This window comes from Bradyrhizobium sp. USDA 3256, assembly GCF_054058275.1.
On sequence record NZ_JBSSAE010000002.1, the window covers coordinates 2,910,137 to 2,936,584 of the forward strand.

General features: G+C 64.4%; 25 protein-coding genes and 1 pseudogene. 15 read left to right on the forward strand and 11 right to left on the reverse strand.

The genetic code is table 11. The features are described from left to right. Positions 1 to 64 precede the first annotated feature (64 nt). From ACVWY5_RS15300 to panD, 3 genes are all read left to right on the forward strand, one after another. Positions 65 to 1,348, forward strand: coding sequence for a cystathionine gamma-synthase family protein (locus ACVWY5_RS15300; protein WP_028332284.1), 1,284 nt, complete (start codon positions 65 to 67; stop codon positions 1,346 to 1,348). A 106-nt stretch (positions 1,349 to 1,454) separates the two neighbouring features. Further along, positions 1,455 to 1,757 (forward strand): putative quinol monooxygenase, encoded by a 303-nt coding sequence (locus tag ACVWY5_RS15305; protein ID WP_028332283.1) that lies wholly within the window; start codon positions 1,455 to 1,457, stop codon positions 1,755 to 1,757. A gap of 240 nt (positions 1,758 to 1,997) precedes the next feature. Beyond that, positions 1,998 to 2,387 carry an aspartate 1-decarboxylase gene (gene panD, locus ACVWY5_RS15310; protein ID WP_051376016.1) on the forward strand — a complete coding sequence of 130 codons (390 nt, stop codon included), beginning with the start codon at positions 1,998 to 2,000 and terminating at the stop codon, positions 2,385 to 2,387. Between the two features lie 11 nt (positions 2,388 to 2,398). Here the strand turns inward: panD and ACVWY5_RS15315 are convergent, their stop codons facing one another. Further along, positions 2,399 to 2,749, reverse strand: a complete 351-nt coding sequence (locus tag ACVWY5_RS15315) for a zinc ribbon domain-containing protein YjdM (RefSeq protein WP_028332282.1) — start codon at positions 2,747 to 2,749, stop codon at positions 2,399 to 2,401. A gap of 272 nt (positions 2,750 to 3,021) precedes the next feature. Here ACVWY5_RS15315 and ACVWY5_RS15320 point away from each other — a divergent pair, with 272 nt between their 5' ends. Further along, positions 3,022 to 4,239 carry a trypsin-like peptidase domain-containing protein gene (locus ACVWY5_RS15320; protein ID WP_051376005.1) on the forward strand — a complete coding sequence of 406 codons (1,218 nt, stop codon included), beginning with the start codon at positions 3,022 to 3,024 and terminating at the stop codon, positions 4,237 to 4,239. On the opposite strand, the gene ACVWY5_RS15325 is transcribed toward ACVWY5_RS15320, so the two are convergent. Then, positions 4,232 to 5,218: an LLM class flavin-dependent oxidoreductase gene (locus tag ACVWY5_RS15325; protein WP_028332281.1), complete on the reverse strand. Its 987-nt coding sequence runs from the start codon at positions 5,216 to 5,218 to the stop codon at positions 4,232 to 4,234. The genes ACVWY5_RS15320 and ACVWY5_RS15325 overlap by 8 nt on opposite strands. An 85-nt stretch (positions 5,219 to 5,303) precedes the next feature. Here ACVWY5_RS15325 and ACVWY5_RS15330 point away from each other — a divergent pair, with 85 nt between their 5' ends. From ACVWY5_RS15330 to ACVWY5_RS15340, 3 genes and pseudogenes are all read left to right on the forward strand, one after another. After that, positions 5,304 to 5,441 (forward strand): hypothetical protein, encoded by a 138-nt coding sequence (locus tag ACVWY5_RS15330; protein WP_321177257.1) that lies wholly within the window; start codon positions 5,304 to 5,306, stop codon positions 5,439 to 5,441. Positions 5,442 to 5,847: 406 nt separating this feature from the next. Further along, complete coding sequence (locus tag ACVWY5_RS15335) at positions 5,848 to 6,972, forward strand: metallophosphoesterase (RefSeq protein WP_028332280.1); 1,125 nt, start codon at positions 5,848 to 5,850, stop codon at positions 6,970 to 6,972. Between the two features lie 356 nt (positions 6,973 to 7,328). Beyond that, a pseudogene (locus ACVWY5_RS15340) lies at positions 7,329 to 7,596 on the forward strand (DUF2312 domain-containing protein). Between the two features lie 156 nt (positions 7,597 to 7,752). Here the strand turns inward: ACVWY5_RS15340 and ACVWY5_RS15345 are convergent. Beyond that, complete coding sequence (locus ACVWY5_RS15345) at positions 7,753 to 8,448, reverse strand: hypothetical protein (protein ID WP_028332279.1); 696 nt, start codon at positions 8,446 to 8,448, stop codon at positions 7,753 to 7,755. Positions 8,449 to 8,766: 318 nt separating this feature from the next. Here ACVWY5_RS15345 and ACVWY5_RS15350 point away from each other — a divergent pair, with 318 nt between their 5' ends. The 3 genes from ACVWY5_RS15350 (at position 8,767) to ACVWY5_RS15360 (ending at position 10,390) form a co-directional block, all read left to right on the forward strand. Then, the gene (locus tag ACVWY5_RS15350; protein WP_283090530.1) at positions 8,767 to 8,961 is read left to right on the forward strand and encodes a GapR family DNA-binding domain-containing protein; all 195 of its coding nucleotides are present in this window, start codon (positions 8,767 to 8,769) and stop codon (positions 8,959 to 8,961) included. A gap of 251 nt (positions 8,962 to 9,212) precedes the next feature. Further along, positions 9,213 to 9,920, forward strand: coding sequence for a L,D-transpeptidase (locus tag ACVWY5_RS15355; protein ID WP_028332278.1), 708 nt, complete (start codon positions 9,213 to 9,215; stop codon positions 9,918 to 9,920). Positions 9,921 to 9,958: 38 nt separating this feature from the next. Next, positions 9,959 to 10,390 carry a lysozyme inhibitor LprI family protein gene (locus ACVWY5_RS15360; protein WP_321177258.1) on the forward strand — a complete coding sequence of 144 codons (432 nt, stop codon included), beginning with the start codon at positions 9,959 to 9,961 and terminating at the stop codon, positions 10,388 to 10,390. 134 nt (positions 10,391 to 10,524) lie between these two features. On the opposite strand, the gene ACVWY5_RS15365 is transcribed toward ACVWY5_RS15360, so the two are convergent. Further along, positions 10,525 to 11,118 (reverse strand): SDR family NAD(P)-dependent oxidoreductase, encoded by a 594-nt coding sequence (locus ACVWY5_RS15365; RefSeq protein WP_321177290.1) that lies wholly within the window; start codon positions 11,116 to 11,118, stop codon positions 10,525 to 10,527. Positions 11,119 to 11,258: 140 nt separating this feature from the next. Next, positions 11,259 to 15,032 (reverse strand): vitamin B12-dependent ribonucleotide reductase, encoded by a 3,774-nt coding sequence (locus ACVWY5_RS15370; protein WP_028332276.1) that lies wholly within the window; start codon positions 15,030 to 15,032, stop codon positions 11,259 to 11,261. Between the two features lie 809 nt (positions 15,033 to 15,841). Here ACVWY5_RS15370 and ACVWY5_RS15375 point away from each other — a divergent pair. Beyond that, complete coding sequence (locus ACVWY5_RS15375; RefSeq protein WP_028332275.1) at positions 15,842 to 16,735, forward strand: DMT family transporter; 894 nt, start codon at positions 15,842 to 15,844, stop codon at positions 16,733 to 16,735. Positions 16,736 to 16,741: 6 nt separating this feature from the next. On the opposite strand, the gene ACVWY5_RS15380 is transcribed toward ACVWY5_RS15375, so the two are convergent. Continuing rightward, positions 16,742 to 18,979 (reverse strand): CHASE3 domain-containing protein, encoded by a 2,238-nt coding sequence (locus ACVWY5_RS15380; RefSeq protein WP_028332274.1) that lies wholly within the window; start codon positions 18,977 to 18,979, stop codon positions 16,742 to 16,744. Positions 18,980 to 18,998: 19 nt separating this feature from the next. Beyond that, positions 18,999 to 19,403: a response regulator gene (locus tag ACVWY5_RS15385; RefSeq protein ID WP_028332273.1), complete on the reverse strand. Its 405-nt coding sequence runs from the start codon at positions 19,401 to 19,403 to the stop codon at positions 18,999 to 19,001. 183 nt (positions 19,404 to 19,586) lie between these two features. On the opposite strand from ACVWY5_RS15385, the gene ACVWY5_RS15390 reads away from it, so the two are divergent. After that, positions 19,587 to 20,483, forward strand: coding sequence for a DMT family transporter (locus ACVWY5_RS15390; protein WP_028332272.1), 897 nt, complete (start codon positions 19,587 to 19,589; stop codon positions 20,481 to 20,483). 68 nt (positions 20,484 to 20,551) lie between these two features. On the opposite strand, the gene ACVWY5_RS15395 is transcribed toward ACVWY5_RS15390, so the two are convergent. After that, positions 20,552 to 21,118 carry a BA14K family protein gene (locus ACVWY5_RS15395; protein ID WP_028332271.1) on the reverse strand — a complete coding sequence of 189 codons (567 nt, stop codon included), beginning with the start codon at positions 21,116 to 21,118 and terminating at the stop codon, positions 20,552 to 20,554. Positions 21,119 to 21,386: 268 nt separating this feature from the next. Here ACVWY5_RS15395 and ACVWY5_RS15400 point away from each other — a divergent pair, with 268 nt between their 5' ends. Next, positions 21,387 to 21,797: an NADH:ubiquinone oxidoreductase subunit NDUFA12 gene (locus ACVWY5_RS15400; RefSeq protein ID WP_028332270.1), complete on the forward strand. Its 411-nt coding sequence runs from the start codon at positions 21,387 to 21,389 to the stop codon at positions 21,795 to 21,797. 373 nt (positions 21,798 to 22,170) lie between these two features. Here the strand turns inward: ACVWY5_RS15400 and ACVWY5_RS15405 are convergent, their stop codons facing one another. Next, positions 22,171 to 22,857: a DJ-1/PfpI family protein gene (locus ACVWY5_RS15405; RefSeq protein ID WP_028332269.1), complete on the reverse strand. Its 687-nt coding sequence runs from the start codon at positions 22,855 to 22,857 to the stop codon at positions 22,171 to 22,173. Positions 22,858 to 23,016: 159 nt separating this feature from the next. Between ACVWY5_RS15405 and ACVWY5_RS15410 the strand changes: the two genes are divergently transcribed. Both ACVWY5_RS15410 and ACVWY5_RS15415 read left to right on the forward strand, forming a co-directional pair. Continuing rightward, the gene (locus tag ACVWY5_RS15410) at positions 23,017 to 23,955 is read left to right on the forward strand and encodes a GlxA family transcriptional regulator (protein WP_028332268.1); all 939 of its coding nucleotides are present in this window, start codon (positions 23,017 to 23,019) and stop codon (positions 23,953 to 23,955) included. 122 nt (positions 23,956 to 24,077) lie between these two features. Further along, a complete protein-coding gene (locus ACVWY5_RS15415) occupies positions 24,078 to 24,296 on the forward strand; it encodes a hypothetical protein (RefSeq protein WP_028332267.1) in 219 nt (72 codons plus the stop codon). Positions 24,297 to 24,542: 246 nt separating this feature from the next. Here the strand turns inward: ACVWY5_RS15415 and ACVWY5_RS15420 are convergent, their stop codons facing one another. Together ACVWY5_RS15420 and ACVWY5_RS15425 are read right to left on the reverse strand one after the other, a co-directional pair. Then, entirely contained in the window at positions 24,543 to 24,932 is a 390-nt protein-coding gene (locus tag ACVWY5_RS15420; protein ID WP_018271397.1) for a hypothetical protein, read from the reverse strand. A 159-nt stretch (positions 24,933 to 25,091) separates the two neighbouring features. Continuing rightward, complete coding sequence (locus tag ACVWY5_RS15425) at positions 25,092 to 26,315, reverse strand: SLC13 family permease (protein ID WP_028332265.1); 1,224 nt, start codon at positions 26,313 to 26,315, stop codon at positions 25,092 to 25,094. Between the last annotated feature and the right edge of the window lie 133 nt (positions 26,316 to 26,448).

Consider the following 26,448-nt stretch of genomic DNA (forward strand, 5'->3'; position numbering starts at 1 on the left):
TATGCTGGTCCCATCATTCCGGGAATCGCCGCCAGCGCGGCGGCCCGTGAACAGGAGACCGGCCATGACAAAACCGTTTCCATCCAAAACCCATATCGGTAATCACCTGCTGCATCCGGAAACCCAGATGCTGAACTACGGCTACGATCCGCAACTGTCGGAGGGCGCCGTCAAGCCGCCCGTGTTCCTGACCTCGACCTTCGTGTTCCGCACCGCCGAGGACGGCAAGGACTTTTTCGACTTTGTCGCGGGCCGGCGCGAGCCTCCGGAAGGCATGGGGGCGGGGCTGGTCTATTCGCGCTTCAATCATCCGAACAGCGAGATCGTCGAGGACCGGCTTGCGATCTATGAGCGCACCGAGAGCTGCGCGCTGTTCTCCTCCGGCATGTCGGCGATCTCGACCACGGTGCTGGCCTTCGCGCGGCCCGGCGACGTGATCCTGCATTCGCAGCCGCTCTATGGCGGCACCGAGACGCTGTTCGCCAGGACGCTGGCGGGCTTCTCGATTCACGCCGTGGGCTTTGCCGACGGCCTCGACGAAAGTGTCATTCGCGCCGCTGCCGACGAGGCGATGAAGAAGGGGCGTGTCGCGATGATCTTCATCGAGACGCCGGCCAATCCGACCAACGGCCTGGTCGATATCGCGCTGACGCGGCGCATCGCCGACGCGATCGGCAAGGCACAGGGCCATACGCCGATCATCGCCTGCGACAACACGCTGCTCGGGCCGGTGTTTCAGCGGCCGATCGAGCACGGCGCCGATCTCTCGCTGTACTCGCTGACGAAATATGTCGGCGGCCATTCCGACCTGATCGCAGGCGCGGCGCTCGGCTCGAAGAAGCTGATGAAGGATGTCAAGGCGCTGCGCGGCGCGATTGGCACCCAGCTCGATCCGCATTCCTGCTGGATGATCAGCCGTTCGCTGGAAACGCTCAGCCTGCGCATGGAAAAGGCCGACCGCAACGCGCGGATCGTCGCCGATTATCTGCGCGACCATCCCAAGGTGGCGCAGGTGCATTACCTCGGCCATCACGATCCGGCATCCCCCGCGGGCCGCGTGTTCGCGAGCCAAAGCAGCGGCGCCGGTTCGACCTTCTCGTTCGACATCGTCGGCGGGCAGCAGGCGGCGGAGAAATTCCTCAACTCGCTGCAGATTTTCAAGCTCGCAGTCAGTCTCGGCGGCACCGAGTCGCTCGCGAGCCTGCCGGCCACCATGACGCATTCCGGCGTGCCGGCCGATATCCGCAAGCGGATCGGCGTGCTGGATTCGACGATCCGGCTCTCGATCGGGATCGAGCATCCGTCCGACCTGGTGGCCGACATCGCGCAGGCGTTGAGCAGGGTGTGAGCGAGAAAAAAGCGTGTAGGATGGGCAGAACCAACGGGTCCGCGCGACGCGATGATAAACTCCACGAAACCCGTCCTACAGGCTACCAAATCTCCGGAGAGAATGCATGCTGACAATCACGGCGATCATCCGCGCGAAGAAGGGCCATGAGGCGACGATGCGTCAGGCATTGCTCGACGTCGTCGAGCATGTCCGCGCCAACGAGCCGTCCACCGTCGGCTACTACGTCTCGCAGGATGCAGCCGATCCCTGCGGGTTTGCAACTTATGAACGATATCTCGATCAGGCGGCCATGGACCGGCACAACAATTCGCCGGCTGTGGCGCGGTTCTTTGAGATCGCGAAGCCGATCCTCGACGGCGAAGTGATCCTGGTCTCGGCGAACGAGATTGCGAGCAAGCCGGAGTAGGGTTGGTCACCGGGTCACAAATAATAGCCTGCTCCGGAAAGGCTTCGCCGTAGCGCATTCATTCTCCGATTTGGGCGGCGCGGAGCATTGCAGACCGGCGCGGTCGGCGATTTCAGGACAAACCCACCGCGGCGGAACTGCGCTTGAAGCGAACGCGGGAGCGGACAACGTTGACGCGGAGGCGGCGCGCCGTTATTGGCGGCGCGGAAAATTCCGACGCAACGATACGGGATGGTCTCGATGCAAGTGACTTTGATGAAAGGCAAGATTCATCGCGCGCACGTCACCGAAGCGGACTTGCATTACGAGGGGTCGATTTCGATCGACCGCAATTTGATCGAGGCCGCCGGTTTTCTCATCAATGAACGCGTCGACATCTATAACATCGACACCGGCGCGCGCTTCTCGACCTACGTGATCGAGGCGCCGGTGGGATCGGGCACCATCGGCCTCAACGGCGCGGCCGCGCGGCTCGCCATGGCCGGCGACAAGGTCATCATCGTCGCCTATGCCAGCTTCGACGCCGACGAGGCGCGCAAATTTCATCCGCGGGTCGTGCTGGTCGACGACAAGAACCGGCACATTGCGAAGGCTGCCGTCTCACCGGCGAAAGCGCTGGCGGATGCGTAAGCTGGGCTACGCTAGGCCTTCTTGACGAACTCCGATTTCAGATTCATCGCGCCGATGCCGTCGATCTTGCAGGCGATGTTGTGTCCGTCGCTGCCCTCGGTGAGGCGGATGTTCCTGACCTTGGTGCCGCCCTTGACCACCGACGACGAGCCCTTGACCTTGAGGTCCTTGATCACGATGACGCTGTCGCCGTCCGTCAGCGGGTTGCCGTGCGCGTCGCGCACGCCCGCTTCCTGCGCGGTCTCGGCGGCCGCGGCCGCATCGCTGCTCCACTCATGGGCACATTCCGGGCAGACCCAGAGAGCGCCGTCCTGATAGGCATGCTCGGAATTGCATTTCGGGCAGTTCATTGCGGCGTCCATGGTCGAGATCGTCTCCGTCGTTGCGGGCGCACCGTAGGGGCACAGGCGGGCAAAGCAAGCGAAAACCCGGCGATTTGATGCGCAAAGCGGCGCAAAGGTGGCGAGCCGCCCGTCCACCCGCGGATGCCGGTGGAACGGTCTGCGCCGCTATCCGTTGCCGTTCGTCGCTCGGCATTGCGCCCCTGTGCTGCAGGGAACGGTTCACTGATCGTCGCGTCCGGGCGGCAATTCATCCAGGAGCAATCGGCTGATCCCAAACATGGACGCAGAAGATGAATCAGAGAAATCCGGCCTTCGTCTGCCTTCGCACGTCGCTCGTCACCGCTGCCTTCACGTCGGCGTTGCTGGTGGGCGCAAGCCTTGTGAGCGCAAGTCTTGCCCGCGCACAGCCAGTGAATTCGCGCGCGGATCATGGCAATGGTGGTCCTGGCGAGTTCGCCGACCTTGCGGAGAGGGTCGGGCCGGCCGTGATTGGCGTCAACGCCAAGGTGGCGGCAGCGGCGGATGATGACGATTCTTCTCCCGGCGACTCCCCCGGCGGTTCTCTTGGGCCGGACGGCTCGCCCGATCAGGACACGCCGGGGAGGGCCGTTCCGAATCCCGGCAAGCGCGGACCGGGCAATCTGCCGAAGCTGGGCGAGATGACTTCGATCGGTTCGGGCTTCTTCATCTCGGCGGACGGCTATGCGGTGACGAACAATCACGTCCTCGGCGGCAGCGACCGCGCCGACGTTCGCACCAGCGACAACAAGGTCTACAAGGCGAAGGTGTTGGGCAAGGATCCGGTCAGCGACCTGGCTCTGCTCAAGGTCGATGGGCGGACCGACTTCAGCTATGTCAAGCTCGCGGATCAAGCGCCGCGCACCGGCGATTGGGTGCTCGCAGCCGGCAATTCATTCGGCCTCGGAAACACCGTCACCGCGGGGATCGTCTCGGCGCGAGCGCGCGACCTGGAGACGGGGTCTTCGGAAGATTTCGTCCAGATCGACGCGCGGATCAACCGTGGCGATTCCGGCGGGCCGAGCTTCAACACGCATGGCGAGGTGATCGGCGTGAACAGCCTGATCTTCTCGCCCTCCGGCGGCTCGGTCGGTGTCGCGTTTGCGATACCCGCCGATACCGTGAAGACGGTGATCCCGCAGCTGAAGGACAAGGGCACGGTCACGCGGGGCTGGATGGGCGCCCAGATTCAATCGATCACCCCCGGCATTGCCGAAAGCTTAAGTGCGGACAATCTGCACGGCGCGGTCGTGGTCGGCGTGCAGACCGGTGGCCCGGCGGCGAAGGCCGGATTGAGGCGAGGGGACGTGATCACCTCGGTCAATGACGAGCCGATCAAGAGCGCCAACGAGCTGACCAAGAAGGTCTATGCTGGGGCGCCGGGCAGTTCGGTCAAGCTTTCGATGCTGCGGGACAATGCGCCGAATTCGCTGAGCGTGACGCTCGGCCAGCTCGCGCAGTCGCAGGCGCCCGCCGGCCTGCTCAAGTGATCCCGCCGGCCTTGGCGATCAGCTCGAACGATCGCAGCCGCTTCTGGTGATCGTAGACGTCGGACACGATCATCAGCTCGTCGGCGCCGGTCTCGGCGACCAGCGCGTCGATGCCGGCGCGCACCGTCGCGGGCGAGCCGATGATGGAGCGCGCGAGCATCCGCATCGCCTGCACCTTCTCCGACGGCGACCAGTAGCTCTCGATGTCGTCGATCGGCGGCTGACTGAGGCCGCGCGCGCCGCGGAAGATGTTGGTGAACGACATCTGCTGCGTGGTCGCCAGCCGCCGCGCCTCCTCGTCGGTGTCGGCGGCGATGATGTTGACGCCGACCATGGTGTAGGGGCGGTCGAGCTGCTCCGACGGCTTGAAGCGGGCGCGGTAGATCTGCAGCGCCTGGATCAAGAGCTCGGGGGCAAAGTGCGAGGCGAAGGCGTAGGGCAGGCCGAGCTCGCCGGCCAGCATCGCGCCGAAATTGCTCGAGCCGAGAATCCACAGCGGCACGTCGGTGCCCGCGGCCGGCACCGCCTGGATGCGCTGGTTGGGGCCGGCCGCGGCGAGGAAGGCCTGCACCTCGAGCACGTCCTGCGGAAAGTTCTCGGCGGCTTCCGGCGTGCGGCGCAGCGCGCGCAGCGTGAGCTGGTCGGTGCCCGGCGCGCGGCCGAGGCCAAGGTCGATGCGGTCAGGAAACAGCCGCGCCAGCGTGCCGAACTGCTCGGCAATGACATAGGGCGCGTGGTTCGGCAGCATGATGCCGCCGGCGCCGACCCGGATGGTCTTGGTGCCCGCAGCGATGTGCCCGATCACAACCGACGTCGCGGCGCTGGCGATGCCCGCCATGTTGTGATGCTCCGCCACCCAGATGCGGCGATAGCCGAGCGCCTCCGCATGCACGGCGACATCGCGCGCGTTATAGAGCGCGCCGCGCGCGTCGGTTTCCTCGGTGACGCGGACGAGATCGAGAATGGACAGGGCGGCCACGGCGACTCCGGAGCGTTAGGGACGGGGAGCCGATGGTATTTGGCTGTGTCCAGGTGGGTGCGAAACGGCGGGGAGCTGCCGGTTCATGCAGATGCATATGGATGCGGTCGCCACGCGGGTCAATCCGCCCGATGCGACCGAGGAAGCAGAGCTGCCCACCCAAAATATCGAAAACAACCCCATGCAAAGTAGGTTGCCGCCGGCACTCGGAAGTACGACTTGACGCGTCGGGCAAATCAGCGGTACTTTTCCATTATTCCGAAATAGCCCGGGCGCTCGCAGCCACGCGAAAGTGTGGGTCAATCTGCCGAACCCGACCGCCATCGGAGAATCGACGCGTCAGCCCCCAGACGATTGCGGCCGTGGCGAAAATGAGCGACGTTCAAGTTCTATTTCCGAAGGAACGGCTGATGATGCCCATGCGGGGAGGCGCCTGGGGACCTCAACCAAAGCTTCAACGCGGCCCTCGGCTGTGCGGGGCGGCGGCCGTGTGCGCGCAGGGCGCTTCCGCGAAGCGCAACTTGCCGAAAATGTGCTGACGATGGCGCCTTACGCGCGCTGCCGATCCACCCTACCTTCGCTGAGTGCCGACCCCGCAGCCTTAACCGATCCGATCCGGAGCGAGACCTATTCCCCAGCTCATCTTCGGCCTGACCAGCCTGCTGATCCTGGCCCGCTTCATCTGGCCGCTCGACTGGCCGCTCACGGCAAAGATCGTCGCGGCGTTGTTCGTGCTGGTCGCCTTGCAGTTTCACCGCTGGAACAGGCTGTCGTCGGGATCGGAATTCTCGCCGGAGTTTCCGCGTCCGGTGGTTGTCCTGTTCAACTGGGCGTTCGGCGCGATCATGCTGCTGGCGCTGCTGCAACTGGCACTCGATGCCGGGCTGCTGGTGGCCGCGCTGATCCACGGCGGGTTCGTCGGCGCGCCTGATGGCGTCCGCTACGCACTTGCCGCGCTCGCGGCCGCAGCCGCCGCGATCGGCGTCCATCAGGCGATGCGCATTCCACCGCTCAGGGACGTCGAGGTCGGGATCCGCGGACTTCCGCTTCAGTTCGACGGCTACACCATCCTGCAACTCACCGATCTGCACATCAGCCGGCTGTTTCCGGCGCCGTGGGCGCGCGCCGTGGTCGAGCGATCGAACAAGCTCGGCGCGGACCTGATCGCGATCACCGGCGACCTGATCGACGGCACCATCGATGCGCGGCGCAACGACATCGCGCCGCTGCGCGATCTGATGGCGGGCGATGGCGTGTACGTGATCTCGGGCAATCACGAATATATCTTCGGCTATGACGGCTGGATGGCGCACTACGAAACGCTCGGCCTGCGCTCACTCGAGAACCGGCACATCGTGCTCGAACGCGGTGCTGGCCGCCTGGTGATCGCGGGGATTACCGACCGCGCGTCGCGCCACAGGGGGCATTCCATCCGCGACCTTGCCGCGGTTCTCGACGGCGCCCCCAACGGCGCGCCCATCGTCCTGCTCGACCACCAGCCGAGCGACGCACGAAAGGCAGCCCGGCTCGGCGTCGCCCTGCAGCTCTCCGGACACACCCATGGCGGATTGATCCTGGGGATCGACCGCCTCGCCGCGCGCGCCAATGCCGGCTTCGTCTCGGGCCTCTACGACGTCGACGGGATGACGCTCTACGTCAACAACGGCACCGCGCTATGGCCGGGCTTTGCCTTGCGGCTCGGCCGCCCGTCGGAATTGACCCGGATCACGTTGCGGGTGGCAGGCGATACCTGAGTGATTTGTGACGCATGCGATGATGCCATTGCGAGGTCGTCAAAAAATACCTCAGCTGCGTGGCACAATGCTCCCGGGGATGACGGATCGACTTGATTCTCCTGTCAAACTGCTAGGTCGGTGTCATCACCCGCGAAAGCGGGTGATCCAGTATTCCAGAGACGCCGGTGCTGGAGCCGAAAGGCCGCGGCGTACTGGATCGCCCGGTCGAGCCGGGCGATGACGGTGTGGGTGAGGGCGCCGAAGCAATGCATGGTTCAAGCTATGAACAAGCCGCCGCGATGCCGTTTGCTCAAGACATTGGTCATCTCTTTTCTTTGCTCTCATTTTCACGACCTCATTCAGCAGCAGGCACCATGTCTGACATCACCATTCCCGGCGGAAATTCGTTCCTTCGTCGAGCGGATCGTGAACCGTGACACTGAGATGCAGGAACTCAGCGAGCGGAAGAAGGAAGTCTTCTCCGAGGCGAAGGGCGAAGGTTTTGATGTGAAGATCCTCAAGGAGATCATCAAGCTGCGCAAGCAGGAGCAGGACGAGCGCGACGAGCGTGAAAATTTGCTCGATCTCTACATGCGCGCCATGGAAACCGCGCCGCCGGACAAGGCAGCGAATGCGGCCTGAGCGAAACGAACAAGCACGTAACGAGTAGGGTGGGTTCGCCAACGGATCGCGCGGAGCGCGTGTCCGATGATAGACTCCTCGTAACCCGCCGCTCGGCGTTACCGCCACGAAGGGCGGATTACGCTGCGCTAATCCGCCCTACGAGCCGCGAGATGCTCATCGCGTCGGTCTCTTTTGGTAGACACCTGAAAATGAGACGTTTGTCCCGCCGCAATGGAGGTTGTCGCCGACAACCAGTAACTTGCCGACGAGCTGCATCGTGACCTGACAGTCGAGTTCGTCCGTCCCGTCACCGAATTTCATCTTATCGCCTGAAGGTTTTGCTTCGTAATCAAGCTCGCCGGAATGGGTGCGGCTGCCCGAACCCCAAATGGCCTCGCCCTTGATGGCCAGCTGACCTGCCTCTTTCGATTTCGAGATGCGAATGACGTTGTCGTAGGCACGCCATTCGCCGAGCCAATCCCGTTCTGCCGGTCGTCGTATGTCCTCCTGCCACGCAAGCCTTTCGATCTCGATCCAGCCGACCGTCTCAGTGCCCTTGCGAGGTTGAAACCAACTGCATGCGAACTTGCCTGACGTCCGGGAAACAATGACTTCATCGTTGCGAACGACATAAGTTTTCAGACGACAGACTTGGTCGTCGGGGCAACGCTCGTTGCCATCGCCGCGGAAATAGATCCTGTCGCCGGCTGCGCCTTTGATCTTCGCCAGCCTGTAGTCGGTGCTCTCGCGCGGGAAATATCCGTTCCGACAAATGTTGTCGGCGTTGCCCTTGAGCTGGCCGGATGCGGGCGAGGTTTGGAGAATGCTCCATGCGAGGAGTCCGAGCGAAGCCTGGACAACGCGTCTCATTGGGTTTTCACCTTCGATTCATTTCCCGCATGGAATGCGGCAGGGTGGTGGGGCAGTGATTCCATACTAATTTGGTCCGACAAAGCGCCGCAGATCAATCGCATAGAAACGTGATCAATCAGTTGTTGCCATCGCGTAGGGCGGATTAGCCGAAGGCGTAACCCGCCGACCTTTAACGACGCAATGGCGGATTACGCTTCCGCCTTCGCTCAATGAGCTACGGCGGACAAGTCGCTAATCCGCCCTGCGAGCTGACATCACCATTCCCGGCGGAAAAATTCGTCCTTCGTCGAGCGGATCGAGAACTTTGACACCGAAATGCAGGAACTGAGCGAGCAGAAGAAGGAAGTGTTCTCGGAGGCGAAGGGCGAAGGTTTCGTCGTGAAGATCCTCAAGGAGATCATCAAGCTGCGCAAGCAGGACCAGGACGACGAGCGTGAAAGCTTGCGCGATCTCTACATGCGCGCGATGGAAGCCGCGCCGGCGGAAGACAAGACCGCGAAGGCGGCGTGAGGCCTATGGAAGCGCGTCGCGCGCTTCCATAGACAGACAGCGGGTAGGGCGGGTTAGCGACTTGCCTGCCGTCGCTCATTGAGCGAAGGCGGAAGCGTAACCCGCCGAAGTTCTTGCATTGTTCCCGGGGAGGCTTCACAAGACCGTCTGTTGGTCAACCTCAGACAATGACGAAGAACTTTTCTTTTCCTTTCTACTGTATGCCAAAGTCTGCTCCGGCCGCGCAACGGGACAAGGGGAGATCCGAAATCATGATCATGGACCGTGGAATTGCCGACACCGGTGCGATGAGCGAGGGCGCTCTGCCCGGACCTCGGTCGCGGCTTCTCAACCGCCGGGCGTTTCTGGTCGGCTCTGCTGCCGGTCTCGCCGCACTGAGCCTGGCCGGTTGCGCATCCGACTACATGAGCCTGGCCGAGGCGCAGAAGGTCTACGGGCCGGTGCCCGACGAGAAATTCCCGATCCCCGCGGTGGACGTCAGCAAGGTCGATCCGAAATATTTTCGCAAGACAGTGAAGTACGACAGCGCTGAGGCGCCCGGGACGATCATCGTCGATCCGAGCAAATACTATGTCTACCGCATCGAAGGCGAAGGAAACGCGACCCGCTATGGCGCCAATGTCGGCCGCGATGGGTTCCGGTGGAGCGGGGAGGCTTACGTCGGGCGCAAAGCCGAATGGCCGACCTGGACGCCGCCCAAGGAGATGATCGCGCGCCAGCCGGAGGCGGGCAAATATGCTCGCGGCATGCCGGGAGGTCTCGACAATCCACTTGGCGCGCGCGTGCTCTACCTCTACCAGAATGGGGCGTACACGCTTTACACGATCTACAGCACCAGCGCCCCCGAAACGATCGGGAACGGCATTACGAGCGGCTGTACCGGCCTCCTTAGTCAGGACATGATCGACCTCTATTCGCGAACGCCCGTCAAAACGAAGGTGATCGTGCTGCCGGCGTAAGCGGCGCCGGCCGTCGCCAGGGACGCCTTTGTGCGGCGATGGTTGTCGAAGGACGCAGGCAGGGTGATCTGGACGTGGTGATGCTTTCGCGAAGGCTTGTCATTGTTGCTTCCATGCTCGTGCTCGGGACTTCATCGGTCCGCGCGCAGCAAAGCGCCGAGTATGATGCGTGCATGGACAAGGCAGAAGGCGTGTCAACGAAGATGCTCGATTGCGGCAAGACCGAAATCGACAAGTGGGACACGCGGCTCAACACCGCCTATCAAGCCCTTCTCGCCAGCTCGAAGGGCGAGGCGCACGCGCAATTGCTCGGAGAACAGCGGGCCTGGCTGAAGCATCATCTCAGCGAAACCCATCGCCTCGCCGCGGACCCCAACAACGGGTCCGTCGCGTTCCTCGACTCCCAGGCGTTCGAATTGAAGGACATCGCCGACCGCACGCTGCTTCTTGAAAAGCGTGCCAGCCGGTAGCCCGCATGAGCGAAGCGACATGCGGGATCGGGTGGCAACGTCCTGTGATGCTGGTCTCGGATGTCGCGGAGCCTGTCATCGGGCGCGCATTCGCGCGACCCGTTGGCTCATCCGAGGCTACGCTTGCTGCGCGCTCATCGCTTCGGGGTGCGCCCGCGGATCCGGTCGAAGCCTTGCTTGATTGCGGCGAAGCGCGCGTCGACAATCGGCTCGAATTCGAGGTCGGTGAAGATATAGGGCCAGTCGTTTTCGATGCCTTCGCGGACGAGCTCACCGACATAGTTGGGATCGATGCCCTCGGAGACGCGTTGGCGGATCAGATTGATCTGCTCGGCAATTGGGCCCGACGTCGGCAAGGTACTGACCGCCCCCTCGAAGCGCTCGGGAAGGTTGCGCCTCGAGTTCACGATTTGCGTGCGGATGAACCCGGGACACAGCACCGATACGCCGATCCCTCGCGGCGCGAGTTCAAGCCGCAGGCCCTCGGATAGCGCGACAACGCCGTATTTTGAAACATTGTATGCGTTGCTCGCCCCTGAAATAAGACCGGCGATCGAGGCTGTGGAGACGATGTGTCCACCCTCGCCATGCTGCTCTATCAACGGCCCGAAAATCTCGATTCCCCAAATGGTCGCCATCAGGTTGACACCAAGAGTCCAATCCCACGACGCGTCGGTCCAGGTGCCATAGGGCCCACCGCCACCAACGCCCGCGTTGTTGACGAGGATAGGCGTTTGTTAGTGCCACAGTCTGACTCGCAGTTTTGATGTACAACCTGTAGTACGCTTCGCACTATTCATGCTTTGTTCCGCCAAGTCAATAACGGCGCAAAATGCGCCGTTATTGCTGCCTCGGAAAGCGTGCCGCCCTACGAACACCCCGTCGTGCTTCCGCACGTATCGCACTTCATACACGTCCCATTCCGCACCAGCGTGAAGTTGCCGCACTCCGAGCACATCTCGCCCTCATAGCCCTTGGCCTTTGCTTCGGCGCGACGCTCCGCCTTGGACGGGGCGGCGGCCGCGGCGGTGCCGGGCTTGCTCCAGTTCAATGCCTCGAGCTTCTCGGTCGGCGAGAGGTCGTGGCTTACTTCCTGCTTCAGGGCGACCGCGCCTTCGACGGTGTCGGAGGCACCGCGCGAGGTTGCGCCGTGGGAGGCGAGCGCGGTGACGCGGTTGCCGGCGGGCGCGTTGTCGGCGCCCTGGCTCACCGCGGCCGAGCCGCCGCGCATGACGACGAGGTTGTCGGTGCGCGACCGGGTCAGGCCCTTCGACAGGTACTTTGTGGCCTGATGCTGGGCCGGGGCCTCATCCGGCTCCTTGCCTTCCTCGACGCCCTTGCCGAGCGCGTCGAAGCCCGACTCGTTCGGATCGACATGGGCGAGGTCGAAGCGCGCCATGTAGCTCACCGCGAGCTCGCGGAAGACATAGTCGAGGATCGAGGTCGCGTACTTGATCGAGTCGTTGCCCTGCACGGGACCCGCGGGCTCGAAGCGGGTGAAGGTGAAGGCGTCGACATACTCTTCCAGCGGCACGCCGTATTGCAGACCCAGGGATACTGCGATCGCAAAATTGTTGATGAAGGAGCGCAGCGCCGCGCCTTCCTTGTGCATGTCGATGAAGATCTCGCCGAGCCGTCCGTCGTCATATTCGCCGGTGCGCAGGTAGACCTTGTGGCCGCCGACCACCGCCTTCTGGGTGTAGCCCTTGCGTCGGTCAGGCATCTTCTCGCGCTCGCGCATCACGACGATGCGCTCGACCAGCTTCTCGACGATCTTCTCCGAGACCTGGGCGGCACGCGCCGCCATCGGCTTCTCGTAGAGCGCCTCCACCGCATCGTCCTCGTCCTCATCGTCGGAGATGAGCTGCGAGTTGAGCGGCTGCGACAGTTTCGAGCCGTCGCGGTACAGCGCGTTGGCCTTCAGCGCCAGCTTCCACGACAGCAAATAGGCGGACTTGCAGTCCTCCACCGTGGCGTCGTTCGGCATGTTGATGGTCTTGGAGATCGCGCCCGAGATGAACGGCTGCGAGGCCGCCATCATCCTTATGTGGCTCTCGACCGAGAGGTAACGCTTGCCGATCTTGCCGCAGGGATTGGCGCAGTCGAACACCGGGTAGTGCTCGGCCTTCAGATGCGGGGCGCCTTCGACCGTCATCGCGCCGCAGATGTGCACGTTGGCGGCCTCGATCTCGCGCTTGGTGAAGCCGACGGCCTGGAGCAGGTCGAAGCCGGGGGCTGCGATCGCTTCCGCGCCGATGCCGAGCTGGTCGCGGATGAAGTCTTCGCCGAAGGTCCACTTATTGAAGGCGAACTTGATGTCGAACGCGGTCGGCAGCGCTTTTTCCACCTTGGCAATGGCTTCATCGGTGAAGCCCTTGGCCTTCAGCGTCGAGGCGTTGATCCCGGGCGCATTCGACAGCGAGCCGTGGCCGACGGCGTAGGCCTCGATCTCCGCGATCTCGCTCTCGCGATAGCCGAGCGCGCGCAGCGCCGAGGGCACCGCCTGGTTGATGATCTTGAAGTAGCCGCCGCCGGCGAGCTTCTTGAACTTCACCAGCGCGAAGTCGGGCTCGATGCCGGTGGTGTCGCAATCCATCACGAGGCCGATGGTGCCGGTCGGCGCCACCACGGTGGTCTGGGCGTTGCGATAGCCGTTGACCTCGCCGAGCGCCAGCGCGTCGTCCCAGGCCAGCCTGGCATGGGTGACGATGTCTTGCTGCGGGCAGGAGGCGTGGTCGAGCGGCACCGGGTTGACCGAGAGCGCCTCGTAACCGGTGGCGTTGCCGTGGGCGGCGCGGCGGTGGTTGCGGATCACGCGCAGCATGTGGGCGGCGTTCTTCTTGTAGCCCGGGAAGGTGCCGAGCTCGGCCGCCATCTCGGCCGAGGTCTTGTAGGAGATGCCGGTCATCACAGCGGTCAGCGCGCCGCACAGCGAACGGCCTTCCTTCGAGTCATACGGCAGGCCCATGGTCATCAAGAGGCCGCCGATATTTGCAAAACCGAGGCCGAGGGTGCGGAATTCGTAGGACAGTTCGGCGATCGCCTTCGACGGGAACTGGGCCATCATGACCGAGATTTCGAGCACGATGGTCCAGAGCCGGCACAGGTGCTCGTAGGACTCGATGTCGAACCGCTTGGTGGTGGTGCTGTAGAACGTCAGCAGGTTGGCCGAGGCGAGGTTGCACGCCGTGTCGTCCAGGAACATGTATTCCGAGCACGGATTGGACGCGCGGATGTCGCCGGACGCCTTGCAGGTGTGCCAGTCGTTCATCGTGGTGTTGAAGTGCAGGCCGGGATCGGCGCTCGCCCAGGCGGCGTAGCCGATCTTCTCCCAGAGGTCGCGGGCCTTCAGCGTCTTCGTCACCTTCTTCGTGGTGCGGCCGACCAGATTCCAGTCGCCGTCCGTTTCCACCGCGCGCAGGAAGTCATCCTTCAGCGACACCGAGTTGTTGGAGTTCTGGCCGGAGACGGTGAGGTAGGCCTCGGAATCCCAGTCGGTGTCGTAGGTGTCGAACGAGATATCCTTGTAGCCCTGCTTGGCGAACTGGATGACGCGCTTGATGTAGTTGTCCGGCACCAGCGCGCGGCGGGCGAGCTTGATCTCGCGGCGGAGCGCCGGGTTCTTCTCGGGATCGAAGCAGTCGTCGCCGCTGCCTTCGCAGTTGACGCAGGCCTTCATCACGGCCTTGAGATGCTTCTGGTTGATCTTGGAGCCGGTGACGAGAGCTGCGACCTTCTGCTCCTCCTTCACCTTCCAGTCGATATAGGTCTCGATATCGGGGTGATCGGCGTCGACCACGACCATCTTGGCGGCGCGGCGCGTGGTGCCGCCCGATTTGATCGCGCCCGCGGCGCGGTCGCCGATCTTGAGGAAGCTCATCAGGCCCGACGAGCGGCCGCCGCCGGACAGCTTTTCGCCTTCGCCGCGCAGGCTCGAGAAGTTGGAGCCGGTGCCGGAGCCATACTTGAACAGGCGCGCCTCGCGCACCCAGAGGTCCATGATACCGCCCTCGTTGACGAGGTCGTCGCCGACGCCCTGGATGAAGCAGGCATGCGGCTGCGGATGCTCATAGGCCGACTTCGATTTTGTCAGTTTGCCGGTTTTCCAATCGACATAGTAATGCCCTTGGCCCGGACCATCGACGCCATAGGCCCAATGGAGACCGGTGTTGAACCACTGCGGCGAGTTCGGCGCGACCATCTGCTTCGCCAGTTGGAAGCGCAGTTCGTCGAAGAAGGCGAGGGCGTCTTCTTCCGTGGAGAAGTAGCCGCCCTTCCAGCCCCAATAGGTCCAGCAGCCGGCGAGGCGATCGAACACCTGCTTGGCCGAGGTCTCGCCGACGATGCGCTCGTTCTCCGGCAGGAGGCCAAGCGCCTCGGTGTCGGGCACCGAACGCCACAGCCACGACGGCACGGTCTCTTCCTCGACCTTCTTCAGGCGCGCGGCAACGCCCGCCTTGCGGAAATACTTCTGCGCCAGCACGTCGGAGGCGACCTGCGACCAGAACTCCGGAACCTCGACGTTCTCGGCGCGGAACACGACCGAGCCGTCCGGATTGCGGATCTCTGAGGTGGTCAGGCGGAAATTGATCCCGGCATAGGGAGATTGTCCGCTGGTGGTGTTGCGTCGTTCGATTCGCATGGTCGAGCCCCGTCTCTTCTTCTGCCCGGCCCCACGTTTGTCCGCAGGCGCCGGAATGTTGTCTGTTCGCGGACTCAGGGAACACGCGTCAGCATGCCTCCCGTCATCCGCAGCTCAGCCGGTGGACCCGGCCTGTTTTCTCTCATCCGTTCGGCGCCGGTTTGACCCGGCCCTGCGGAGGCATCGTCCCGGCGCGGCGCCCGACTGGTCGGGTGCTCCGGGTCATGCATTCAACGCCCCAAAACGCTTCACGCGACACGTCACGCCAACGCTTCTTCGCGGGCCGGTTACGGCCTCTGTTTCCGGGTCCTTCGCGGCCCGTTTGTCGTCCCCGACGGTGGCCCAAAATCAGGGCAGAGAAGCCCTTCGCCCGCGGCCCAAAGGCCTGGCGGAGTGGTCATTTTGGAACCCTTGTGGGAGCGACCGGCGGGGACCCAAACACACTCGCGCCGAACAGGTTGAAAGCTAGGCCATGTCCGTCACGCCCGTCAAGGACTAGTACGAGTTTCTGAATCAAACACTAAATATGGTGGAAAGAGGGGGATAACAGGGGTCGGTGCCGCGCCTGTGATCGAGCCAACTATCGGTGAGTCCTCAGGGATTCCCAAGCCAAAAAAATTCCTATCGCCTGTGGATCGGAGCTTCGCCCCGCTGTTCACAGGCGAAGTTTTTATTCGCGGTCCCGGATTGAATTTTGGGGACTCACGTAGGCCTACGGGCAAAGTACGGATCAGGCATGTCAGAGCCGTGATGGTCGGGCGACAAAATCGCGGGCAAGGTGAGGCCGACTCACATCCCCGCCGGGTTCCATGACAGTCCAGAAGCCTTCCGCGCGGCCGCGCCTTGCGCCCGCCGGCCTGATGTTCCTCGCCATCACCTCGGTGGGCTGGGGGTTCAACTGGCCGTCCACCAAGTTCCTGCTCGGCGAACTGCCACCGCTGACCTTGCGCGGTACCACCGGGGTGATCGGCGCCGTGCTGCTGGCGGTGCTGGCGCTGATCCGCGCCCAGAGCCTGCATGTCGAGAGCCGGCTGTGGCCGCGGCTCGTGCTGTATGCGGCGCTCAACGTCACCGGCTGGATGGTGCTGATGGGGCTCGCGCTGCTCTGGCTGCCGGCGAGCGAGGCCGCGCTGATCGCCTACACCATGCCGGTATGGGCCTCGCTGCTGGCCTGGCCGGTGCTCGGCGAACGGCCGACGCTGCTGCGGACCATCGCGCTGGTGATGGCCTTTGCAGGCCTCGCCGCGATCATGGGCGGCAGCGGCATCACCGCAAGCAAGGAGAAGCTGCCGGGAATCATCATGGCGCTCGGCGGCGCGTTCGGCTTTGCGCTCGGCACCGTGCTGGCGAAGAAGTACCCGCTGGTGATGCCGCCGATCCCGGCCGCGGCCTGGCAGATCGGCCTCGGCTGCGTGCCGATCGCGATCGTCGGCCTCGTGATCGAGACCACGCATCTCGACCGCATCACGACCGTCGGCTGGTGGCTGCTGGTCTATTCGACGCTGATCCAGTTCTGCGTCGCCTATGTCGCGTGGTTCGCCGCGCTCGCGCGCCTGCCGGCCTCGGTCGCGGCGATCGGCACCATGGCGGTACCTGTGATCGGCGTGGTGGCCTCCGCAGTCGCACTGCACGAGCCGCTGGGGCCAAGCCAGATCGTGGCGCTGCTGTTCACGCTCGCCGGCGTCGCGCTGGCGACGCGGTAGCTCACATCACTCGCCGAGCGCCTGCTGCAGCATGCTGGCGAGCTGCGCCTTGCGGTAGGGCTTGGCCAGCAGCAGCACGCCTTCGTCGAGGCGGCCGTGATGCACGATCGCGTTCTCGGTGTAGCCCGAGGTGTAGAGCACCTTGATGCCGGGCCGGCGCTTCTGGACCTCGTCGGCGAGCTGGCGGCCGTTCATGCCGCCGGGCATGATCACGTCGGTGAACAGGAGGTCGAACTTCTCGCCCTTGTCGACCAGCGCCAGCGCGGCGCGGGCGTCGGGCACGGCGATGGTCTTGTAGCCGAGCGCGCCTAGCTGCGTAACCACATAGTTGCGCACCAGCTGGTCGTCTTCCACCACCAGGATGACTTCGCTGCCGCGCCGCACCGGCTCCGGCGGGGGCGCCTCCACCTCGACCTGGCCGCGGGCAGGGGGCAGATAGAGCTTGATCGTGGTGCCGTGGCCTTCCTCGCTGTAGATCTTGATATGGCCGCCGGACTGCTTGACGAAGCCGTAGACCATGCTCATGCCGAGGCCGGAGCCCTTGCCGACTTCCTTGGTGGTGAAGAACGGCTCGAACACCTTGTCCTGCACCGCATGCGACATGCCGGTACCGGTGTCGCTGACCGCGAGCAGCACGTAGCGGCCCGGCGTGATGTCGGGATTAACAGCCGCATAGGCGTCGTCGAGCACGATGTTGCTGGTCTCGAACAGCAGCTTGCCGCCGTTCGGCATCGCGTCGCGGGCGTTGATCGCCATGTTGAGCAGCGAGTTGGCAAGCTGCGACGGATCGATATGGACGCTGGCGACATCGGGCGCCAGCACCGAATTGATCTCGATCTGCTCGCCGAGCGTCGGCCGCAGCAGCTTGGCGATGTCGACCACGGTGCCGTTGATATCGACGGTGCGCGGCTCCAGCGGCTGGCGGCGCGCGAAGGCGAGCAGATGCTGGATCAGCTCGCGGCAGCGCTCGGCGGCGCGGTCGATCAGCTCGGCGGTTTTCGCGAGCTGCGGCTGGGCGCGCAGGCTGTCGACCAGCGTCTCGGTGGTGCCGGTGATGACCGTCAGCATGTTGTTGAAGTCGTGCGCGACGCCGCCGGTCAGCTTGCCGATGGCGTCGAGCTTCTGCGCCTGCTGCAGCTTGTGCTCGGTTTCGCGCGAGGCGGTGATGTCGTGATAGATCAGTGCCGCGCCGGTGACGGTGTCGTCGCCATCGCGCAGCGGGCGGCCCGACACCACGAGGTGCATCGGGGGAGCGCCGCGGACCGGCTTAGCGACGAATTCCAGTTCGTCGAATTCCTCGCCGCGCAGCGCCCTGGCCGACGGCATGTCGTCGGCCTGCATCGGCGTGACGCCGTCGGCCTGGAACACGTTGCTCAGCGCGCGCAGCCGCTGGACCGACATGCCCGGCTTGTAGCGCAGCATGCTCTCGGCGGCCGGGTTCGACAGCAGCACGGTGCCGGCGCTGTCGATCACCAGCACCGCCTCCGCCATGGTGCGGAAGGTGGTTTCCATCACCGAGGTGGAGCGGCGGAGCTCTTCGAGCGCGGCGCCGAGATCCTTGGTGCGATCGGCGACCTTGCCCTCGAGCGACAGATTGGTCGCCTTGGTTGCGCTGAGCGCGCCCTGCAGTTCGCGGCTGGCGCGCCGGGCCGTCAGCGTCAGCGCGATCGCCAGCAGCAGGATCATCGCGACGCCCGCGAGATCGATCATCAGCAGCAGCCGCCCGTTGGTCTTGGACTGGTCGGTGCGAATCCGGAGCAGGCGGCGCTCTTCGGTGACCAGGCGGTCGAGCGCCGCGCCGACCTTGTCGGTCAGAGCCCGGCTCTCGCCCGCGGAGACCAGCGCCGCGGCGCCGGCCGTGTCGCCCGCGCTGCGCAATCTGATCAGTTCGGCGCCGAGCGCAACGGCACGCTGGACCTCGACCCTGGTGCCCGTGATCAGCTGCGCCTCCTCGGGCGCCGACGTCACCGCGGCCATCAGGTCGTCGAAGGCCGAGGTGAGGGCTGCGCTCTGCTCGCGAAACTCGTCGGCAAAGGACGCATCGCCCGTCAGCGCGAAACCGCGCGCCGCGCTTTCGACGCTGCGCGGCAGCTGACGCGCGTCCGAAATGCGCTTGAGGATGCTGAGCGTGCGGTCGACCGAATCAATCTCGCTGCGCGACTTGACGTCCAACCCGATCGACGCCGCGCTGATGACGAGGAGGATCGCAAGGCCGCTGCCGAGAATGAGACGCTGGGAAGCCATCGACGATTAGTACGAGCAATTATTTCGAAAGACGAGCGGAAGGTGCATACTTCGCAAGACATTCGTTAACGGCGGCAATCAGCGCCTGCGGGGTGAACGGCTTGCGCAGGCAGGCGGACGCGCCGAGCTCGATCGTCATCCGCAGGAAGTCCGGCGCGCGGTCGGCATTGGCGAAGGCATAGCCCGACATCGCGATGACGGGAATTTCCGGGGCGCGCTCGTGGAAGACGCGGATCGCCTCGAACCCGCGCATATGCGGCATGAAGACGTCGACCAGCATGACGTCGAAGGTGGCCTGCTCGAGCGCGCGCATGCCGGCTTCGCCGCCATCGGCGACGGTGACCTCGAAGCCCTGGCGCTGCAGACACACCTCGATGGCAACGCACACCATCGGGTCGTCATCGACCACGAGAACGCTCGGCACGATGCATCCTCTTTTTTCTAACGGCCTCGCGTGCCGGCGACTCGCTTGGCCTGTTCGTCAATTAAGGCGGAACCTAGACGGAAAGTCTGTATCATAGAATGCATATGCTGTTTGCTGACAAGCAGATTTCCAGCTAGCCGTGACACATCACTTGTATTTGTCCATCCCCTTTACGACAGGTCCATGACCGCAGTTCCCGTCGCCGGCCGCGCCCCGCTGTCACCGCTTGGCCTCACATTCCTCGTGGTCGCCTCGATCGGCTGGGGACTCAACTTCCCGATCATGAAGTTCCTGCTCACGGAGTGGCCGCCGCTGTCCTCGCGCGGGCTGTGCGGCGTGGTCGGCGCGGTTGCGCTCGGCCTGACCGCGCTGGTGCGGGGACAGACGCTGCGCGTGCCCGACGGCATGTGGTTGCGGCTTGCTTTGGTGTCGACGCTGTCGATCGGCGGCTGGGTCGCGTCCATGGGCCTCGCGCTGATCTGGCTGCGGGCCAGCGAGGCGGCCGTGCTCGGGATAACGATTCCGGTGTGGGTCGCGCTGGTGGCCTGGCCGGTGCTCGGTGAGCGCGTGTCGCTGCCGCGCGCGCTTGCACTTGCGGTGGCGCTCGCCGGGATCGCGGCGCTGATCGGCGGCGGCGGCATCGACGCAAGCCTTGGCAAGCTGCCGGGGATTCTGTTCGCGCTCGCCGGCGCGCTCTGCGTCGGGCTTGGCACGGTGCTGACCAAATCGTTCAAGCTCGCGATGCCGCCGCTGTCGCTCGCGGCCTGGCAGCTTGCGATCGGCTGCGTGCCGATCGCGATCATCGGCATCATGATCGAGCAGCCGCAGCTCGCCGCGCTGTCGCAGTTTGGCTGGGCGTCGATGATCTACATGACGTTGATCCAGTTCTGCCTTTGCTATGTCTGCTGGTTTGCAGCGCTCGAGAGATTGCCGGCGGCGACCGCGTCGATCGGCACGCTGCTGGTCCCCGTCGTCGGCGTGCTTGCGGCAGCGGCGATGCTGCGCGAGCCGCTCAGCGCGAGCGATATCGCAGCGCTCGTGGTGACGTTCGCGGCCGTCGGGGTCGCCTTGCGCACATAAGACTTGCGTACATGAAAAAAGGGCGGCGCTGGCGCCGCCCTTTTGCAATTAGGAATTCAGGCCTTCATTTACGGGCAGGGATGCCGCCGGCCGTCATAGCCGAGATAGGTGCCCGAGGCAGGATCGTAGGACCTGTAGCGCTGCGCGCAGTAGCTGGCGCCGCCGCCGCTCGGCACCTCTACGGCGACAGACGGTTCATCGTAATAGCCGTAGCTGTCGTCGTAGTAGCCGGGGCCGTAGCCATAATAGCCGGAGCCATAATACGCGCCCGAGGCGAGGGCGCCGCCGACGACCGCACCGGCCACCGCGCCGGGCCAGAAGCCGCCGCCACGATGGTAACCCCCGTGCCAGCCGCCACCGCCGCGCCAACCGCCGCCGCCACCACCGGCCCAGTGACCGCCGCCACCGCCGCCGTGCCAGCCGCCGCCACCGCCGCCGCCCATGGCACCTCCGCCTCCGCGGCCGCCGCCGCCAAAGCCACCACCACCACCGCCGCCGCCGCCAACGTGGCCACCGCCGCCGCCCATCGCGCCCATCTGTGCGGCAGACTGGGCGAACGAAACGGTCGGCGCCACGGCCAACGGCAGCGCAAGCGCCAGAGCCGCGGCGGTGCTCAGAACCTTCATATTGATCATTTTGGACTCCATCAAAACGGTGAATGTCTAACCATCTCTGTGGTCGGACGTTCCCGTGCTCCACATTGATTGTGGGTCATCTTCGCGTAGCCGGCGGCTCATGTATGGCAGCTGAACAAAACTCCTCGTGACCGCGTCATTTGGTCGCCAAATGGGAGCATAAACCGGGGGCTGTCCGAGGGGTGCGGGGCTACCTTGGCGGCGGCTGGACATTTGGGGAATGAGGTGGCATCAGAGCCGCATAGTCTCGAACCACGACCGGCCACGCATGAAACAATTCCTGCTGAAATTCTTCACCTGGTGGAATGGCCAGACCTTTGGCACGCAATTGTGGACCTCGCGATTCGGCGAACTGGTCGGCGAGGACGAGCAGGGCAACCGCTATTACCGCACCAAGGGCGGTGAGATCGATCCGACGCTGCATTTCGAGCGTCGCTGGGTGGTCTACAACGGTTACGCCGAAGCCTCCCGCATTCCGGCCGGCTGGCACGGCTGGCTGCATCACACCGTCGATGTGCCGCCGACCGAGCAGAGCTACCAGGCGCGCGAATGGGAGAAGCCGCATCTGCCGAACCTGACCGGCACCGCGCAGGCCTACCGCCCGTCCGGCTCGACGCTGGCGAGCGGCCGCCGCCCCAAGGCGACCGGCGACTATCACGCCTGGACCCCAGGAAGCTGACTCTCACGCATTGTTGTTCTGACGTGCGCGTGCGTAACGACGCGCGTGCATCGCACACGCGCCCGGCAGCGCAAGCGCGCGCCTGTGAACAACGGTAACAGCGGGGACAGATCGGCTGCAGCCGATGCTGTCCGCTTGCGCCGAGCGCGGGTTCGCGGCTCAATAGGGCCATCTTACGGAGATGGGAAACCATCGCGTCGGATCGGGCTCCAGATCGCGACTGTCCCGATGTGCAGCGGCCTCCGAGTTGGATGCGGCCGGGAGATAGGCCCCCGGTACAGACGTCCTGAAATCGCCCGCAAATGTGAGGCTACCGTGAGACAGGAAGGGCCGCTCGGGAAACCGGGCGGCCTTTTTCTTTGCGGCGATCAAGTCAGGACAGCCGTGCCGCAGCACGGCCCATCAAGTCGGCGCGGCGCGCCTGCGACGGCGCGATCCGCTCTTTCATGAAGGCGAGGATCTCGGCCGGTGCGGTATCCGGCGAGCCCGCGTTGAACGGCGGGGCCGGGTTGTATTCGAGCCTGAGCTGGATCGCTTCCGCGGTCTTGCGGTCGACGAGCTCCGACACCAGCGTCAGCGCGAAGTCGATGCCCGCGGTGACGCCGCCGCCGGTGAAGCGATTGCGGTCGACGCAGACCCGCGTCCTGGTCGGAATGGCCCCGAAGCCCGACAGGAAATCAATCGAGCTCCAATGCGTGGTCGCGCGATAGCCCTTGAGCAGGCCGGCCGCGCCGAGCACCAGCGATCCCGTGCAGACCGACGTGACGTACTTGGCTCGCTCGGCCTGCTTGCGCAGGAAGGCCAGCATCTCATCGTCGCCAACCATGTCGTCGGTGCCGAAGCCGCCGGGCACGCAGATCACGTCGAGCTGCGGGCAATCGGCAAAGGTCGTGGTCGGCGTCAGGACCATGACGGAATCAGTCGAAACGGGTTCGATGCGCTTCCAGATCAGATGCACCTTGGCGCCGGGGACCGAGGAGAACACCTGCAGCGGACCGGTCAGGTCGAGCTGGGTCACCTTCGGGAAGACGAGCAATCCAATCTGCAAGGGTTCGGTCATCGGAGCCTCCAAATAGCGCTTGACGGAACCACGATGTCATGATGGCCTCTCGTCCAAAATGGCGTATTTCCCTCATTTTCGGACGCAGGGCCTCTGAGAGACGCAAGGCGCCTGAGAGAGGGCCGCCAAGAAAGTAACGTCACCTGTGAGGATTTGGCGATGATCGGCATCCTGATCTTTCCCGATTTCCAGTTGCTCGACGCGGCCGGCCCGATCGCGGCCTTCGAGATCGCGGCGCGGTTCGCCAACAACGCGCCGGTGATCAGGACGCTTGCGGTGAAGGCAGGACCAGTGCGCTCTTCGTCCGGTGTCGAGATGCTCGCGCGCGGCTTCAAGCCAGCGACGGCGATCACCACGCTGATCATTGCCGGCGGCAACGGCGTGCGCACGCCGGCGAGCTGTCCCGCCACGCTGTCATTCGTGCGGCGGATGGCGGGCCGCGGCATTCGCGTCGCCAGCGTCTGCTCGGGCGCCTATGTGCTGGCCGAAGCGGGCCTGCTCGACGGCCGCCGCGCCACCACGCATTGGCAGCGCACGCCGCATTTCGTGAAGACCTATCCGAAGATCAAGCTCGAGCCGGACCAGATCTTCGTCCGCGACGGCAATATCTGGAGTTCGGCCGGCATCACCGCCGGCATCGACCTCGCGCTCGCGATGATCACCGAGGACTATGGCGACGAGATCGCGCAGAACACCGCGCGGCAACTCGTGCTGTATCATCGGCGCAGCGGCGGGCAGTCGCAGTTTTCCTCGCTGCTGGAATTGAAGACGCCGAACGGCCGGTTCGGGCCGCTGCTCGCTTGGGCGCGCGAGCATCTCGATGCGCCGCTGACGGTCGAGGACCTCGCCGACAAGGCCGGGATGAGTTCGCGGCATTTCACCCGCGCCTTCATCGCGGAGACCGGCACGACGCCATCGAAAGCGGTCGAGCGGCTCAGGATCGAAGTCGCGCGGCAGCGCGTGCAATCGTCGGGCGAGGCGATCGAGCGCGTCGCCGAGATCACCGGCTTCCGCGATCCCGAGCGGATGCGCCGCGCCTTCATCCGTGCCTTCGGCCAGCCGCCGCAATCGCTGCGGCGTGCCGCGCGGGCAGGGTAGGCGCGTTTGGGACAAGCTCGTTGTCCGATTTCACCCGACCCATCTCGTCTTTGCAGTGATGAACCTGGCGAGGGTTCCCGTGACCCACGTTAAGTGGGCATTGGGGACCCGAGGAGGTTCTAATGACAAAGCATCGAACGATTACCGGGTTCGTGGCTGTCGCCCTGCTAGCTGTCACCGCGACCGCCGCGACCATCAGGTCGCACGCGCCCCGGACCGACGGCATTGCCGTCGCCGGCGCGGACGCGCTCCCGGCCAAGGATTTCAGCGATCGCTGGTCCGCGATATCCGATTTGCCTCCGGCAACGGAAATGACCGGGCGTGCCGCTGACGCGCGTTAAGGTCATGGACGGAAGTCCGGCCCGGTCGGGGACGCGACCCGTGCTGAGATCACTCGTCTCGCAACAAAAAAGCCCCGCCGAAGCGGGGCAAGATGTTGAACGACTTCGTCTTGAGCGACTTGGTCTTGAATAGAACTAACGGTTCCGCCGCGCCGGAATAGCGCAGTCATTCACCAATACAGGATCAGCCCACGATCGCAGAGATCCACGGATGCGCTGATCACGAAACGGGCTTCAACCGAAAAATCACTGGCTCAATGTATCGGTTGCGATCTTCTTCTTGAGTGCTTCGCAGGTATCCCTGACTTCCGCGGTCATCAACGAGACGGCTTCGATCTGCAGGAAGAAACGCTTGCCCTGATCGCGGTAACCGGCAGCGAACTCCTTGATCTCCGCGATCATGTCATGAACGCCTGCGACCATGACCTCGCAGTTCTTGGCGGCCAATTGTAGTTCCGATCCAAGGGCCTCGATCTCTTTCACCGCCGCTTCATATTCGCGCACGACTGCCTCGGCCGACAGCTTGCCCACCTCGTTGACGCCATTGCGATGCTCGACGTAGTCCGGCATCGGTGAGAGGGGGCGGATGTTGCTGCGTGGTCGATGCGACGTCACGGTGTTGATTTCGTCCTCCATCTGCTCCGACGGAGCGCGGGCGAGGACTTCTGCACTAACACTCATGCGGACTCTCCATAAGTTGTTACGGCGAATGGAGTTTAGCAATGTCAACGGATTTGTCTCGATTTTCCACAGTTTTGAGACAAGTGCAATTGTGCACTGCAGCATTGCGTTGCGTCAATGTGGCGCGTCGGGGTGCCAGCCAAGCAGTGCGAGCATCACAAAGAAGCCGACGACATAGGCCGCCATGATCGGCCAGCCCTGGGTGATCCAGCGGACCACCGATTTGGCTTCCGGATACATGTTGGACACCGCAACGCCGGCCGACGAGCCGAACCAGACCATCGACCCGCCGAATCCGACTGCGTAGGCGAGAAAGCCCCAGTCATAGCCGCCTTGCTTCAGCGCCAGCGCGGTCAGGGGAATATTGTCGAACACCGCCGAGACGAAGCCGAGCCCGAGCGCGGTCTGCCACGACGCCGCGGGCAATTTCTCCACCGGCATCATCGAGGCCGCCGTCACCAGCGCGAGCAGGAAGACGGTGCCCTTCAGCGTCTCGGGCATCACCGACCAGTCCGGCCGGCGCAGCACTGAGGTGACCAGGATCGCGGCCCAGACCGCGAGCCCGAGCACGGGCAGTGTATCGAGCAGCGCGGGGAACTTCAGATTGGCCGTCACATTGGCCGTCAGCGCGGCGAGCAGGATCACGGCCACGATCGCAACCCGCGCCCAGTCGATTCTGAGGCCGGACGGTGCATCCTTCACGATCGGCGAGAAGCGGTGCTGTTGCAGCGAGGCCGGCACCGCAAACACCAGCATCGCGACGATGGCTGCGACATACGCCTCCACCACCGTGAGCGGGCTGATGCCGTCGATCCACATCATCGTCGTCGTGGTGTCGCCGACGACGCTGCCGGCGCCGCCGGCATTCGATGCGGCGACGATGGCCGCGAGATAGCCGATATGGACGCGGCCGCGGAACACGTGGCGCGCGACGGTGCCGCCGATCAGCGCTGCGGCGATGTTGTCGAGGAAGCCCGACAACACGAACACGATGACCAGCAGGATCAGTCCGCCCTTCCAGTCATCGGGCAGCAGCGCCGGCATCTCGTCGGGAATGCGGCTCTCCTCGAAATGGCGCGACAGCAGCGCAAAGCCCATCAGGAGCAGGAACAGGTTGGCGAGCGTGACCCACTCATGCTCCATGTGATGCGCGAGACCGGGCAGGCCGGCGCCGAATTTCGCAAAGCCCGCGAACAGCAGCTTGTAGGCGACGATCGCGGCAAGGCCCGTCAGCGCCACCGCGAGCGTGTGGTGATGGAAGATCGCGACGCCGAGCAGCGTCAGCGCGAACAGGATGAAATCGAGCGGGATACCGTAGACGAGGAGTGGCGTGAGCAAGACGATCTCGCTGGCTGGAGTGCCGGGCGGCATGAAGCGCTGACGGCGGCACTATCGCGCGGCGTGGGGAACTTCAAGGCGCGCTAACGCCGCAACAGGCTCGCGATGCGCTCGCGAGCCCCGATCGGGACGA